We start from the raw sequence: 14,691 nt of genomic DNA on the forward strand, positions 1-14,691 counted from the left end.
GATGTCGTCTCCGGTCTATGATCCGCGCGATTCAGTGCATGCGCCATGCGCGCTTCACGGCGTCGATCACGGCGGCTTCGCTGTACGTCATGACGCCGTCGGCGACCACGGCCGATTCGCAGAGCGTGAGCACGTCGCGTCTCACGCGTTCGTCGGATACGTCTTGCGCGAGCTGCTGCACGACATGCGGATCGACTCGACAGATGTCGTCCCAGGTGAGATACGAACATCGCGTGAGATCCTCGCAGACCTCGCGCACGACTTCATGCAGCTCGCCCGCATGCAGCCCGAGCCGCGCATAGAAGCCGCGCCGTTCGAGCTCTTCGATTTCCGCACTGCCGATATGCCCGTCCGCGATCAGCGACATCACGACGATGCGCGCGGCCGCGCGGGGACTGTCCGATGGATAGTGGCGCATGGCATTTCTCCTCGATGAAAACGTCGTCAACGAAAGGCAGTGCGATGGATTCGATCAGGACCGCGCCGCCCGAATGCCTTGCATCGTAGGCGTGGACAATGAGCATCGAATGAGCGCGCCGTGTCTGTGCGGGCCGAACAAGCGCGCCGAAAAACGTTGGGCCATGCACGACAGTTCGCTTTTTTCGCGGCTTCCACGATGCGCTTCGTGCGCCTTGCCACATAAGGCTCGCGCGCGTTTCGTGCATCGACTGGCACAGCCGATGCATAAGGCGTCCCGTCGCGTCATGACTGCCTGCCACTGTTTGACGCGACCGGGCCGGCGCCTCGTGCGCCGGCCCGTTTCTTCCGGCGCCGCGACGAAGGTTCCGGCGGCACACGCAGGCGCCAAGGAGATCACCATGAACAACTTCGACGACGCCTTCCGGGCGCTGATCGGCAGCGAAGGCGGTTACTCATTCAACCCGGCTGACCCGGGCGGCGAAACGATGTGGGGCGTGACGGCGCGTGTCGCGCGCGGCTATGGCTATGCAGGCGCGATGAAGGATTTGCCGCTCGATCTCGCGAAGCGCATCGCCAAGCAGAAGTACTGGGACCCGCTGCATCTCGACGAATTCGATCCGCGCGTCGCCTTCCAGATTTTCGACGCGAACTACAACGGTGGCCTCGTCGTGCTGTGGATGCAGAAGGCATCGGGCGCGAAGGAAGACGGCAAGTTCGGCCCCGATACCGTCGATGCCGTGAAGGCCGCCGATCCGATGCGCTTCGTTCTGCGCTTCATTGCTTATCGATTGCGTTATCTGAAGGGCTTGCATGCATGGCCGACGTTCAGCCGCGGCTGGACCGATCGCATGGCGACGAATCTTCTTTTGGGAGCAGCATGATGGACTGGTCGAAAGTGGCGGCAACCATCGGTGCGAAGGCACCGCTTCTGGCGGGTCTTATCGGCGGGCCGGTCGGGCTCGGCGTGACGACTGCGGCGGCGATTATTTCACATGCGCTTGGCACTCCGAACGATCCCAATGTCGTCGAAACCGCGCTCAACGATCCCGCTGCGCTCGACAAGATCGCGCAGGCCGAAAGCGCGAACTCGCTGCAATTGCAGCAACTGGTGGTGGCGGCGGCGCAGGCGCGCCTGTCGTTCGAAGCGGACATGGCGCGCATCGCGGCGGGCGATCGCGCCGATGCTCGCGCAATGAGCATCGCGAATAAGGACTGGGTGCCGAAGTTCCTCGCGATGGCCGTGACCGGCGGCTTCTTCGGGATTCTGCTGCTGATGGCGTTGCGTGCGTTGCCCGAGGCGAATCGCGATCTCGTGAACGTCGTGGTCGGCGCGCTCGGGACCGCGTGGATCAGCATCATCGGGTATTACTTCGGGACGTCTGCTGGCTCGATGCGCAAGACCGAACTGCTCGCGCAACCCAGCGTGCCGATCACGCCCGAGACCGCCGTAACGTTGCGCGATCCGGCGCCCGCAGCGTCATCGCGCGATCAAAGCGGCGCGCACGCCGACTCTGCATCGCCTGCGTTCATGCCGGGCGGGCAAGGGCCGATCTTCACGGGCGCGTCCTGAGCGTCATCGCATCAGAGTCCGGTGCGCGGATCGTACGGACGCGCCGGATGATGCGCGATGTTCTCGAACTGCGGGCGCATCGCATCGCTGAAGGTCTTCTTCTGCTGATCGGTGAGGCCGCTGTAGAACTTGAGCCACGCTTTCGCGGACTGATCGGCGAGCGGCGCGTCCTGTTGCGCGGCTTTATCGTGTACCGCGTGCAAGGCGGAGAGATCGAGGATCGGCTGCTGGAGCATCGTCTGCATGCGCGCCTGCATCTGATCCGCGTTCATGCGTTCGCTGGCGTGGCTCTGCTGCATCGCCTGCAAAGCGGTTTGCCACTGCACTTCCTGATCGGGCTTGAGATTCAACTGGTCGTGCAAGGTGCGCATGTTGACCGGCTGTACGTGGATGGCGATATCGTTATCCATCGGCAAGGCCTGCGCATAGACCGGCGCGGCGCCGACCCCGAGCGATAGCGCGGTAACGACGGTCAATGCCGAAAGCTTGAGAAGCAGGCCGCCGCGTTGTGCCTTGCGTGCGTTCGCGGATGCGTTGAGCTGGGTCATGTCGATTCCCCTTTCCGTGTGTCGATGTCTGGTGGAGGCTGCGTGCGTTTCGTCGCTGCAACCATCGAAAGGAGTCTAGGGAGGGGGAATTAGGTGAGAGTGAGGCCGAACGTCTTAGGTCACGCGCTCCCGAAAACCTTCACCTTTGAGTCATCGATGATTCAGAAAACCCCTTGAAACAAGGGCTGAAAACGCCGTAAAACGCACAATCCCGAAAACCCTCACCTTTACGCGATCCACACGCGCTCAAATCACGTTCAACATCGACAACGCCGTCTCCTGCAACGGATGCAACACGCGAGCGAGCGCCGCCTCGGACGTTTCCTTCCCAATCGGCATGTTCGCCGACAACGCCGCCACCACTTCGCCATGCCGGTTCTTCATCGGCACCGCCACACCGCGCACGCCCATCTGCAATTGCTGCTCGATCGCGACGTAGCCGTCCACGCGCGCCTGCCGGATCTTCTCGTAGAGCTTTTCCTTATTCGTGATCGTGAGCGGCGTGAACGGCTTGAACTCGGTCGCGTCGAGCCAGCCGCGCACCGATGTCTCGTCCATGTACGCAAGCATCGCGATGCCGCCCGACATCAGCGCGGCCGGCACGCGCGCGCCGAGCACGAAGCCCGTCGTCATCACGCGTGTCGAGCCGTTGCGCGCGATGATCACGAGGTCCCAGTCATCGAGCACGCTCACATACACCGATTCATGAATCAGCGCGCTCAACTGCTGCAAATAAGGCTGCACGATGCGCGGCAGCCGCGCCGATTCGAAATACGACCAGCCCATGCGCAGCACGCGCGGCGTGAGATTGAAGAGCTTGCCGTCGGTCTGCACGTAGCCGAGATGCGCGAGCGTCAGCAGATAGCGCCGCGCGGCCGTGCGCGTGAGGCCGGTGCGCGCCGCAGCCTGCGTCGGCGTCATGCGCGCGTGCTGATCGTCGAAGGCTTCGAGGATCGCCAGGCCCTTTTCCAGACCGGCAATCCAGTCGCGCTTGTCGAGTTCCGGTTTAGTCATGCTTCCATGTCTGTTTAGTTATGGATCAGGCGTTGTTTCGGCGCTCCATTAAAGCCAATGGCTAGTGCTAACCCCCAAAGTGATCGATTATCGGACACACGCGTGCGATAATCGCGCAAAATTTATCATAAAACGTTGATCGAAAGGGATTGCGCTTTTATTCTCCAATCACTTTCAGAGCAAGCGTATTGCGGCAAACCAAAACGCACCGCTGCTCGGCCAGATTCCAGGCTCAACTCCATAAACCCATTGTTCGGAGACATCTCTATGGCTAGCCCTAAGGAAGACGCGCACAGCGGCCGCCAGGCGAAAAAAGCGACCGCGAGCGGCTGGATCGGCTCGGCGCTGGAGTATTACGACTTCTTCATTTACGCCCAGGCCGCCGCACTCATTTTCCCGCAGTTGTTCTTCCCGTCGGGCAATCCGAAGGTCGCGATCATCGCGTCGCTCGCGACGTACGGTGTGGGCTACGTGGCACGTCCGATCGGCGCATTCGTGCTCGGCCATCTGGGCGATACGCACGGCCGCAAAAACGTGCTGCTCATCTGCATGTTCCTCATGGGTTTCTCGACGATGGCCGTCGGCCTGCTGCCGACGTATCACAGCGTCGGCATGCTCGCACCGGCCTTGCTCGTCGTGCTGCGTCTGGTGCAGGGCTTCGCCGTGGCCGGTGAAATCTCCGGCGCCAGCTCGATGATTCTGGAGCACGCACCGTTCGGACGTCGCGGCTACTACGCGAGCTTCACGCTGCAAGGCGTGCAGGCCGGCCAGATTCTCGCCGCCGCCGTGTTCCTGCCGCTCGCCACGTTCATGCCGGAAGACATGTTCAACTCGTGGGGCTGGCGTGTGCCGTTCCTGCTGTCGGCGTTCGTGCTGGTCGCGGGCTATATCATCCGGAAGGAAGTGCATGAAACGCCGGCGTTCACGTCCGAGGAATCGCACGGCGATCTGCCGAAGTCGCCGATCAAGGAAGCGTTCGCCAACAGCACGCCCGACATGATCCGCGTCGTCTGCATGGCGCTGATGAACGTGATTCCCGTCGTCGCGACGATCTTCGGTGCGGCGTATGCGGTGCAGTCGTCGTATGGCATCGGCTTTCACAAGAGCGTGTATCTGTGGATTCCGGTGGTCGGCAATATCGTCGCGGTGCTGGTGATTCCGTTCGTCGGCAATCTGTCCGACAAGATCGGCCGCCGTCCGATGATGATCGGCGGATCGCTGATCTCGGGTGTGCTGGCGTTCGCGTATCTCTATGCGATCAGCATCCACAGCGTGCCACTCGCGTTCCTGATGTCGCTCTTGATGTGGGGCGTCGTGTATCAGGGCTATAACGCAATCTTCCCGAGCTTCTACCCGGAACTGTTCCCGACCCGCTCGCGTGTTTCGGCGATGGCGATCGCACAGAACATCGGCACGACGATCACCGCGCTGCTGCCCGCGCTCTTCGCAGCGGTTGCGCCTCCGGGATCGAACAACATCCCGCTGACGGTCGGCGCCATTGCTTTCGGCGTGACGATCATCGCGGCGATCGCGGCCTACACGGCGCGTGAGACGTATCGCATCCGTCTGAACGATCTCGGCAAGAAGGACGCCGTGCCGATGAGCGAGCAGGAATACGAGCGCCTGCGCGCCGACTCGATCTCCGTGGACAAGGTGGCCAAGGCGCGCCACGCATAAAGTTGACCGTGTTGGAGTGATTTTCTCGGGCCCTTCGGGGCCCGTTTTTTTTGCCGCGCGCATCGCGATAACATGAATGCCTTCTCGCTCATGACGCGGAGGCATGAATGGCCGGCTTCAACGAACGCATTCTCAACGGCATCAGCGTGTTCGCGGCGATCGTCGATGCCGGCACGTTCGCCGCCGCAGGCGACCGGCTCGGCATGTCGCAGCCCGGCGTGAGCCGTGCGATCGCGCGTCTCGAAGCGCGCCTGAAGATTCGTCTCTTCGATCGCACGACGCGCAGCGTCTCGCTCACCGACGATGGCCGGCGTTTCTTCGAACATGTGATGCCGCATCTCGCGGGTCTGGAGGAAGCGGCGGCGAGCGCATCGGAAGGCGCGACGGCCGTGCGCGGACGCCTGCGCGTGAACGTCGATCCGATCTTCTCGCGGCTCCTGCTCGGCCCGAAGCTCGATGCGTTCCTGAACGCCCATCCCGATCTGCAACTCGAACTCATCACGAGCGATCGGCTCGGCGACATGATCGCGGATGGCTTCGATCTCGCCGTGCGCTTCGGCGCGCCGCGCGATTCGAGTCTCGTCGCGCGCAAGCTGCTCGATACGCCGGTGCGCACGGTCGCCGCGCCTTCGTATATCGAGCGGCACGGCAAGCCCGCGACACCGCAAGCGCTCGCCGATGACGCGCACACGTGCATCGAGTTCCGCGATCCCGAGACGGCGCGGCCGTTTGCGTGGGAGTTTCATCGCAAGAAGAAGCGCGTCGTCGTGGAGACGCGCGGCCGTCTCACGCTCAACGATCCCGGCACGATGATGAGCACGATCCTCTCGGGCTACGGCATCGCGCAGATTCTTCTGCTCGGCCATGAACATCTGCTCGCCGATGGCCAGCTCGTCGATCTCTTTCCCGACTGGCCCGACGAGCGCTTCCCGCTCTACGCGTTTTATCCGTCGCGGCATCATCCGCCGGCGAAGACGCGCGCGTTTCTCGATCTCGTCGTCGCGTTGACGGGAACGAACTAACGCAGCGCTTTCTCGAACCAGTGATCGGCGTAAGCCTCGTCGCTGAACGGCGCGACTTCGACATATCCTGATCGCCGATATAAGCCGATCGCTTCCGCAAGCGTCTTGTTCGTCTCGAGACGCACGACCTTCACGCCGCTCTCCCGCGCGTGCCTTTCGGCCTCTTCGAGCAACCGGCGTCCCACGCCGAGCCCGCGCGCGTCGGCGCTCACCCACATTCGCTTCAGCTCGGCCGGCGACGCGCCATGAAACTTGAGCGCGACGCACCCGATGGCCGCGCCACGCAGCCGCGCCACGATCAGCGCGCCCTTCGGTGCGATGAGTTCGCTTGCATCGGCGGACAGGCTCATGGCCGGATCAAAGCCTGAATCGAACCGCGCGTTCAGCTCTACGAAGTATTGACCGATGCACCATTGTGCGTCGGCGCTCGTGGGATCTTCTATCGCGAAACGGATCAGCGATGGTTGCAGCAGGCGCTCGACTTCGGCCATCGCCGCGATCAGCCGCTGACGCTGCGCTTCGTTCAACGCCGCGAGCATGCCGCTCGCGACTTCATCCGAAAGCCGTTCGAGTTCGTCGCGTTCGGCGCGGCCCGCATCGGTCAGACGGGCGCGGCGCACGCGGCGATCGTCCGGACTCGGCGCGACCGCCACGAGCCCTTGCCGCTCCAGCGCAGCGAGCGTGCGGCTCAGATAGCCCGAGTCGAGACCGAGACGTTCGCGCAGCACGCGAAGATCGACGCTGTGCGCGCCGATTTCCCAAAGCAGCCGCGACTCGCCCATAGGACGGCCGCGCCCGAGAAAATGATCGTTGAGCGCGCCGATGCCTTCGGCAACGGTCCGATTGAAGCTGCGAATCTGGTTGATATCGGTCGGGGTCATCTCTCTGACTCTAGTCAGAGAATCTACCGAAGTCAATCACTGTGCCTGCGTCACGGCATCCACGCGGCTCTTTTCCCGGCGCCACGTAGCAGGCGGCTTGCCGACGAGACGCTTGAACGCGCGAATGAACGCGGCTTCCGATGCATAGCCGACGTCCTGCGCGACGGATGCGATCGTCGCGTTCGTATTGCGCAGCAGTCCGGCCGCGACTTGCATGCGCCAGTTGACGAGATACTGCATCGGCGGCAAACCGACGATATCGACGAAACGCTCGTGCAACGCCGAACGCGAGAGGCCCACGCGGTCGCCCAACTCTTCGACGGTCCATTCGTGCGCGGGCTCATCGTGCATGACGGCGAGCGCGCGTCCGACGAAGCGATCGCGCAAGCCCGCGAGCCAGCCGCGGCTTTCATCGGGCAGCACGTCGACATAGCGACGCACCGCATCGACGAACATCATTTCGCTCATGCGCTCGAGCATCGCCTCGCCGCCCGGCCGCTTGTGACGCGACTCGACCACCGCCTGCTGCATGAAGTGATTAATCCACCCGTGCGTGCCCGACTCCTGCAAATGCAACAGGCGCGGCAACGTCGCGATCAGCGGATTGAACGGACGCAGATCGCAGCCTAAAAAGCCGCATACGAGCATTGTTTCGTAGGTATCGTCGGGACAGGGATTGTTGCGCGCTTCGACCGCGTCGTAGGTCAGCGTGAAGGGCAACTGATCGATCTTCGCCGACCACGCGCTGAAGTCGATCTCCGCGCGTATGCCGGGCGCGCTCGAAATCACGTGGGCATCGCCGTGCGGAAACACGATGATGTCGCCGCTCGCGAGCCGCACCGGCGCCTCGCCGACGATCGCGCCCCAGCAGTTTCCGCGCGTCACGACGTGATACTCCATCACGTGCTCGCATTCCGGCATGACGATGCTCGCGATATCGCGCGCGGGCGGCGCTTCGGCGGCCCAGCTTCGATTGCCGCTCACGTGAAAGAACAGCGCGCCGCGCAGACGCACCGTGCGCAAAACATCGGACAGGATGTCGTGGCTCATGTCGGCTCCCGCAGATCGAAAGCAACGCCGCGACGCAGCGCGACACGGAAGCGGACGAACGGACAATTCGCGGCGACTCGCGGGCAGGCGTCGAAGCGATGGTAACGGGATACTGCACATGCCCGCTATCAGGGCGATGCTCGACCCATCATCCGTCATCTGGAGAGGTAACCATGCATGCGTTGAATACATCCGCGGTCTGCGACGAGCCGGCCAAGGCGCAACCCGACTTCGCCGCGATCAAGGCCCGGCAGCAGGCCACGTGGGCCAGCGGAGACTTCGCGGTGATCGGCACGACGTTGCAGATCGTGGGCGAAATGCTGGCCGAAGCGGTCGATGTGCGCGCCGGCGAGCGCGTGCTCGATATCGCCGCCGGCAACGGCAATGCGACGCTCGCCGCCGCGCGCCGCTTCGCACACGTGACATCGACCGACTATGTTCCCGCGTTGCTGGAAAAGGGCCGTGCGCGCGCACAAGCCGAAGGGCTCGCGGTCGAATTCGAGGTCGCCGATGCGGAGAACCTGCCCTTCGATGACGCCCGCTTCGACGTCGTGCTATCCACGTTCGGCGCGATGTTTACGCCGGATCACACGCGTCCCGCGAGCGAGATGCTGCGCGTGACGAGAAGCGGCGGGCGCATTGGCATGGCGAACTGGACGCCCGAAGGTTTCATCGGCCAGTTGTTCAAGATCATCGGCGCTTACGTGCCGCCGCCCGCGGGGCTGCAATCGCCCGCGCTGTGGGGCACCGAACCGCATCTCGTCGCGCTCTTCGGCGCGCAGGCCGCCGACATTCGTTGCGTGCGCAAGCACTTCAACATGCGCTATGAATCGGCCGCGCACTGGATACAGGTGTTCCGCGATTTCTATGGACCCGTGCATCGCGCGTTCGCGGCGCTCGATGCCGCGAAGCAGGCGGATCTCGAGCGCGATATCGGCGGCCTGCTCGATCGATGCAATACGGCGGGGCCCTCCTCGCTCGTGGTGCCGAGCGAGTACATGGAAGTCATGATCGTCAGGCGCTGATCGTGTTCAGAGCGCGACGGGCTTCGCGCTGCGCGCGCTCTCGATGATCGCCGCAAGCGTCGCGGCGTTATCGAGGCTCACTTGCGCGTAGTACTCGATAGCGGCGGCATCGCGCGTCTCGACCATGCGCGCGAAGCTTTCCGCCGCGAAGAAGAAACCGCTGCCCGCGTCGGATGCGACCAGCTCGAAGGGCACCGAATTCGGAATGCCGCGGCGCACGCGCATCTGGCTCGGCAGATAGCCGTATTGATCGCCCGCCGTCTGCGCGCTTGTGTGATTGAGATACTCGGTGTCGATGGTGCCCTGCGTGCCGATGATCGTCGCGTAACGATGATTCGCCGCGTCCATCGAACACGAGACTTGCGCGCGGCGGCCGTCGGCGTAGATGAGCGTCGCCATGAGACTGATGTCGACGGCGCTGTCCGCCCACGTCGCCACCGCATTGACGCGTTGCGGTGCGCTTCCCATCACGAGACGAATGAGGCTCAACGGATAGCTGCCCGCGTCGAGCAGCGCGCCGCCGCCGAGCTCGGGCTTCATGCGGATGTTCGCACCGGGATTGCCGACCGTGAAGCCGAAGCACGCCTGAATCGCGCGCACATCGCCGATCGCGCCTTCGCCGATCAGCGACATCATCGCGGCGGTCTGCGGCTGGAAGTAGTACGGGAACGCTTCGAGCAGCATCACGCCGTTGCGGTCGGCGGCTTCGAACATGCGCGCGGCTTCATCGCGATCGAGCGCGAGCGGCTTTTCGCAGAGGATGTGCTTGCCGTGGTCCGCGGCCTTGATCGCCCATTCGGCGTGCAGGCTGTTCGGCAGCGGAATATAGACGGCGTCGATGTCCGGGCTTGCGAGCAGTGCGTCATAGCTGCCGAACGACGTTTCGATGCCGTTCGCTTCCGCGAAGGCTTTCGCGTTCTCTTCGTTGCGGCTCGCGACGGCGACGACGCGCACGCGCTCGCTCGGCCTCACGTCACGCGTGAATTGTCTGGCGATGTTCGCGCCGCCGAGAATGCCGAGGCGCAGGACGGATGAAGCTTGAGTGGAAGACAAGGCGGGCTCCTTGAATTTGTACCAAATGGTTCATCCCGCAACGGTATCACATCCGCGCGCGCTTCAGGGCATGCACGTGTCGGGACGAACTTTCGTGCCGCGCTGGTCCACCGGCACATGGCAATTGTCGACCCGCTGTTCATCGCTGGCTTTATCGCCGAGCCGTTCCTTCAAGGTCTCCGGTTCAGATGCCGCAGACGAAGCCGCGGCGGGCGCTTCTGTTGCGCAGACTACGCACGTCCACGCGAGACATGCGCATAGCAAAACGAGCTGCTTCATGACAGGCGCACCATGAAATGAAAGACTGAAAGAGCAAGCTTCGCCGCGCTGATCACGCGCGACGCCCCGCTTCTTGCGTTTTCATTCAGGCGTGCATTCCGCCGACGATATCCTTCGCGCGCGTCGTCGACGTTACGGCGCGCAAGCCGCGTACCGCGACGATGAGCCCGCTCGCGTCATCGCGATTTTTGATTTCGAGCGTCGCGTGATGCCGCTGCGCGACGCGCAGCGCGATGGCGAGTCCGAGTCCGCTGCCGTGCCCGGATGTGCCGACACATCGATAAAAGCGGTCGCATACGCGTTCGATTTCGCTCTCGGGAATGCCCGGTCCGGAGTCGAGCACGGTCAGCGCAATGCCTTCCGGTTCGCGCCGCAAGGTCACGTCGACGCGGCCGCCGTGCGGCGTATGACGGATCGCGTTGTCGAGCAGATTGTTCACGAGCACGGCGAGCGCGTGCGAGTCGCCCATGACGGTGAACGCATCGTGATCGTCCTGCGCCTGTTCGAGTTCGAGGCCGAGATCGATCGATCGTGCTTCGGCCAGCAAGGAGAAATCGCCGACGCGAATCTCGCACAGCGTGCGCAGGCTCATCGGCAAGATGGCGATTTCGCGCGCGGCATCTTCACGCGCCATGCTGAGCAGCTGCTGCGCGAGATGGATCAGGCGATTCAACCGGCCATCGATTTTCGCGAGCGTCGCGGCATCGACCTGAAGCGAACCATCGCCGATCGCACCTTGCATCTGCAGCTTGAGCGCCGTGAGCGGCGTGCGCAGCTCATGCGCGGCATCCGCGACGAACGTGCGCTGCGCCTGCGATGCTTCGGAGAGACGCGCGAGCAGACCGTTCAATGCATCGACGAGCGGGCGCAGTTCGTCGGGCATCGGCTTGTCGAAGACAATCGGTTCGAGCGATTCGGGCGAGCGCGCGATGAGCGATTGCGACAGCCATCGCACCGGCGAAAGCCCGCGCGCGACCACCACGAGCACGATCACGACGATCACCGGAATCAGCAATGCGAGCGGCCAGATCGTGCGCAGCGCGAGCGACATGGCGAGATCGTCGCGAATGAAATAAGGCTGCGCGACCTGCACGAAGCGATCCGGCTGCGCGACGCCGAACGCGCGCCAGCGATAGCCTTCGCGGTCCGCCGATTCGAAACCCTCGCCGAAGCGCGGCAGCGCGGGTTCGTGCGGCGAGTGATAGATGAGCCGGCCGCTCATATCCCAGATGTCGATGACGAGCCTATCGTCAGCGATGCCGTGCAGTTCCGGATTGCGTCCCTGCGCGACATCGTCGGCGGAGATGTTATGCGGCAGCGAGAGCGCGACTGTGCGCAGTTCGTAATCGAAGAGCTCGCCCGCTTCGAGGCGCGCCGCGTTGAATATGCCGATGCCCGCGAAAAGGCATGCGAGGCCGAGGCCGCAGATGAGCCATCCGAGCAGCCATCGGCGTATGGATGTCATCCGATCCTCTTCAGTCGATACCCCACGCCGCGCACCGTCACGATCTCTTCGGCGCCGATCTTGCGACGCAGGCTGTGCACGTGGACTTCGATCGCGTTGCTGCCGACTTCCTCGCCCCAGCCGTACAGCTTCTCTTCGAGCTCCGAGCGGCGAAATACGCGCGACGGCTCTTCGATCAGCGCCTGCAGCAGCGCGAATTCGCGCGGCACGAGATTGAGCGCGACGCCGCCCTTGGTCGCTTCGTGCGCGGCCGGATCGAGCGAGAGTTCGCCATGCGAATACACCGGATGCTTGTGGCCCGTGCGGCGTCTGAGCAGCGCGCGCACGCGGGCAGCGAGTTCGTCGAGATCGAAGGGCTTCATCAGGTAATCGTCCGCGCCGGCATCGAGCCCGCGGATACGATCGTCGACGGCATCGCGCGCAGTCAGGATGATCACGGGCGCGTCTCCGCCGTCCTTGCGATACGTGGCGAGCACGTCGAGGCCGTCGCGCTTGGGAAGGTTGAGGTCCAGCAGCACGAGGTCATATACGCCGTTGCCGAGCGAAAGCTCCGCGGCGCGGCCATCCTGCGCCCAGTCGACGGTGTAACCGGCGCGGCGCAACGCGGCGAGCACGGTCTCCGCGATCATCTCGTCGTCCTCCACCAATAACAGGCGCATGCACTTTCTCCAGGCTCGAACGGGTCGCCGCCGATTGTCCGGCTTGCATGCTTAAGCGCCACTTAAGCTTTGCGCGCGATCGCACATTATGTCCCCGTTATCGGCTATTCGCGCCAGGTGCTTAAGCATCGCATAAGCATCGTTCGCGCACTATACGTCGAACGTGCCGATTGGCGGCCGTTCGGCCCCGGAGATGCCGATGCGAGCGTCCACACTCGTTTCTCTGCGTACGAACGCGGTGCTGATCGCATTGTGCGTGGCCGCGTCGGATGCAGCGTGGTTCACGGTCTGCGGATGCGCGGGTCACATTCATGCGATCGAAAGCATCACGGTGCGGCTCGCGACGCTCGCGAGCGCGGCGGGCATCGTGCTGATCGTGCGGCGTATCGCGAAGCTCGAATTCGATGCGGCCAGAGCGGCAAGCCGCATCGCCTGGACCGCGGACAGGCTCGTCATCGACGGGACTAGTCCAGGCGACTGGCTCGTGCAACTTCATGTGGAACTTCATCCGGCCGGCTCACGGCTGAACGCCGCGCATGCGTGTCCCCACGCAGCGGCGTCCTGCAGAGTGCCACGCGGTCGGGCGTGACCTCGGAATCGCGTCCGATCTCATTCACCCGGCCTCAGAGCCGGGTTTTTTTTGTCCGCTGCATTCACTTAGCGCGTCGATACACATTCATTTCATGTGTCTTTCAATGTGCATTCGTTCGCTTACCTAAGCATCTCTTAAGGTTTGCCGATGCAGTCTTCGAGTTCCCGGCTCGCTGGGCAACTGTGGGGATCATCATGCCGTCGTTCCTTTGCTACATGCACCCGAACCGATCATGACGCCGCATCCGGTTCCGTTGCTCTTATGGATCGTGATCGCGCTGTGCTGCGCGGCGACCTGCCACGCGACGCTCGCGGCGTTCATCTTTCCCGGGCTGCGCGGCACGGCCGGCGCGCGGCGCCGTGGCGACGCGCCCGCTCCGGTCAGCGTGCTGAAGCCGCTGTGCGGCATCGAGCCGCGCCTTTACTCGAATCTCGAGACCTTCTGCACGCAGACGCATCCGTCGTATCAATTGTTGTTCGGCGTGGCGAGCGCGTCGGACCCTGCCGCGGGCGTCGTCGAGCGGCTCGCGCGCGCTTTTCCGCAACGCGATATCGAACTCCTGATCGGCGGCAGCGCGCACGGCAGCAATCGCAAGGTCGCCAATCTCATCAATCTCGCCGCGCGCGCGAAGCATGATCTCATCGTAATCGCGGACAGCGATATCGCCGTCGAGCCGGACTATCTCGTGCGCGTGACCGGGCCGCTCGCGGATGCGGACGTAGGCATCGTCACGTGCCTGTATCGCGCGCGGCGCGTGGGCGGCTTCTGGTCGCGCATCGGTGCGCTGTTCATCGACGAATGGTTCGCGCCTTCCGTGCATGTGGCGAATGTGCTCGGCCAGCGACGTTTCGGCTTCGGCGCGACGCTCGCGCTCAGACGCGATACGCTCGTGAACGCCGGCGGCTTCGAAGCCGTGCGGGACTGTCTCGCCGACGATTACTGGCTCGCCGAGCACGTGCGCGCGCTGGGTTTGCGCACCGTGCTGTCCGATGTCGTCGTCGCAACGGATGTGATCGAGCGCGATCTCGCCTCGCTCTGGAACCGCGAAACGCGCTGGCTGCGCACGATCCGCTCGGTCAATCCGCTCGGCTTCGCGGGCCTGTGCCTCACGTTCACCACGCCGTGGCTCCTGACGAGCGCGCTGCTCGGACTCGGCTTCGAACACGGAGCCGACGTGACGAGAGGCATCGCGGACACCATCGTCGATCTGAGCACGTCGCTCGGCCTCTCCGCGCGGCTTCTGCTGCACAAGCGAAGCGCGCGCTCGTGGCGCGCATTCTGGCGCGATCTGCCGCTCATTCCGCTGCGCGATATGCTGATGTGGCTGCAATGGCTCGCCGCATCGTTCGGATCGAGCGTCGTGTGGCGCGGCGTGCGCATTCCGCTCGACGACGCCCACGAGCATTACGATGCCAATGCCTCCGACAGTCAATGAC

Annotated in this window: 15 protein-coding genes; 7 read left to right on the forward strand and 8 right to left on the reverse strand. The window is 63.7% G+C overall.

Going from position 1 to position 14,691, the window contains the following annotated elements; genetic code table 11:
- Positions 1–31: 31 nt before the first annotated feature.
- Entirely contained in the window at positions 32–418 is a 387-nt protein-coding gene (locus AWB76_RS26365; RefSeq protein WP_061163071.1) for a tellurite resistance TerB family protein, read from the reverse strand.
- A 400-nt stretch (positions 419–818) separates the two neighbouring features.
- On the opposite strand from AWB76_RS26365, the gene AWB76_RS26370 reads away from it, so the two are divergent.
- Positions 819–1,301 (forward strand): glycoside hydrolase family 108 protein, encoded by a 483-nt coding sequence (locus tag AWB76_RS26370; RefSeq protein WP_061163152.1) that lies wholly within the window; start codon positions 819–821, stop codon positions 1,299–1,301.
- Positions 1,301–1,990 (forward strand): hypothetical protein, encoded by a 690-nt coding sequence (locus AWB76_RS26375; RefSeq protein ID WP_061163072.1) that lies wholly within the window; start codon positions 1,301–1,303, stop codon positions 1,988–1,990. Before AWB76_RS26370 ends, AWB76_RS26375 begins: the two co-directional genes overlap by 1 nt.
- Positions 1,991–2,001: 11 nt before the next feature.
- Here AWB76_RS26375 and AWB76_RS26380 read toward each other — a convergent pair whose 3' ends face one another.
- Together AWB76_RS26380 and AWB76_RS26385 are read right to left on the reverse strand one after the other, a co-directional pair.
- On the reverse strand, positions 2,002–2,538 hold the full coding sequence (locus AWB76_RS26380) for a Spy/CpxP family protein refolding chaperone (RefSeq protein ID WP_061163073.1): 537 nt from the start codon (positions 2,536–2,538) through the stop codon (positions 2,002–2,004).
- A 246-nt stretch (positions 2,539–2,784) separates the two neighbouring features.
- Positions 2,785–3,552, reverse strand: a complete 768-nt coding sequence (locus AWB76_RS26385) for an IclR family transcriptional regulator domain-containing protein (RefSeq protein WP_061163074.1) — start codon at positions 3,550–3,552, stop codon at positions 2,785–2,787.
- 267 nt (positions 3,553–3,819) lie between these two features.
- On the opposite strand from AWB76_RS26385, the gene AWB76_RS26390 reads away from it, so the two are divergent.
- The gene (locus AWB76_RS26390; protein ID WP_061163075.1) at positions 3,820–5,229 is read left to right on the forward strand and encodes an MFS transporter; all 1,410 of its coding nucleotides are present in this window, start codon (positions 3,820–3,822) and stop codon (positions 5,227–5,229) included.
- Between the two features lie 107 nt (positions 5,230–5,336).
- Complete coding sequence (locus tag AWB76_RS26395; protein WP_061163076.1) at positions 5,337–6,251, forward strand: LysR family transcriptional regulator; 915 nt, start codon at positions 5,337–5,339, stop codon at positions 6,249–6,251.
- Here the strand turns inward: AWB76_RS26395 and AWB76_RS26400 are convergent.
- On the reverse strand, positions 6,248–7,132 hold the full coding sequence (locus AWB76_RS26400) for a bifunctional helix-turn-helix transcriptional regulator/GNAT family N-acetyltransferase (RefSeq protein WP_061163077.1): 885 nt from the start codon (positions 7,130–7,132) through the stop codon (positions 6,248–6,250). The genes AWB76_RS26395 and AWB76_RS26400 overlap by 4 nt on opposite strands.
- A 36-nt stretch (positions 7,133–7,168) precedes the next feature.
- The gene (locus AWB76_RS26405; RefSeq protein WP_061163078.1) at positions 7,169–8,182 is read right to left on the reverse strand and encodes an AraC family transcriptional regulator; all 1,014 of its coding nucleotides are present in this window, start codon (positions 8,180–8,182) and stop codon (positions 7,169–7,171) included.
- Positions 8,183–8,355: 173 nt separating this feature from the next.
- Between AWB76_RS26405 and AWB76_RS26410 the strand changes: the two genes are divergently transcribed.
- The gene (locus AWB76_RS26410; protein WP_061163079.1) at positions 8,356–9,207 is read left to right on the forward strand and encodes a class I SAM-dependent methyltransferase; all 852 of its coding nucleotides are present in this window, start codon (positions 8,356–8,358) and stop codon (positions 9,205–9,207) included.
- A gap of 6 nt (positions 9,208–9,213) precedes the next feature.
- Here AWB76_RS26410 and AWB76_RS26415 read toward each other — a convergent pair whose 3' ends face one another.
- The 3 genes from AWB76_RS26415 to AWB76_RS26425 form a co-directional block, all read right to left on the reverse strand.
- Entirely contained in the window at positions 9,214–10,260 is a 1,047-nt protein-coding gene (locus AWB76_RS26415; protein ID WP_061163080.1) for a Gfo/Idh/MocA family protein, read from the reverse strand.
- Positions 10,261–10,624: 364 nt separating this feature from the next.
- A complete protein-coding gene (locus AWB76_RS26420; protein ID WP_061163081.1) occupies positions 10,625–12,004 on the reverse strand; it encodes an ATP-binding protein in 1,380 nt (459 codons plus the stop codon).
- Positions 12,001–12,663: a response regulator gene (locus AWB76_RS26425; RefSeq protein ID WP_061163082.1), complete on the reverse strand. Its 663-nt coding sequence runs from the start codon at positions 12,661–12,663 to the stop codon at positions 12,001–12,003. The genes AWB76_RS26420 and AWB76_RS26425 overlap by 4 nt, the downstream gene beginning before the upstream one ends.
- Before the next feature lie 199 nt (positions 12,664–12,862).
- Between AWB76_RS26425 and AWB76_RS26430 the strand changes: the two genes are divergently transcribed.
- Entirely contained in the window at positions 12,863–13,252 is a 390-nt protein-coding gene (locus tag AWB76_RS26430; protein ID WP_157696228.1) for a hypothetical protein, read from the forward strand.
- 235 nt (positions 13,253–13,487) lie between these two features.
- Entirely contained in the window at positions 13,488–14,690 is a 1,203-nt protein-coding gene (gene hpnI / locus AWB76_RS26435; protein WP_061163084.1) for a bacteriohopanetetrol glucosamine biosynthesis glycosyltransferase HpnI, read from the forward strand.
- The last annotated feature ends 1 nt before the right edge of the window (position 14,691 follow it).

Origin of the sequence: Caballeronia temeraria, assembly GCF_001544795.2 — a bacterium.
In the GTDB taxonomy this organism is placed as follows: domain Bacteria; phylum Pseudomonadota; class Gammaproteobacteria; order Burkholderiales; family Burkholderiaceae; genus Caballeronia; species Caballeronia temeraria.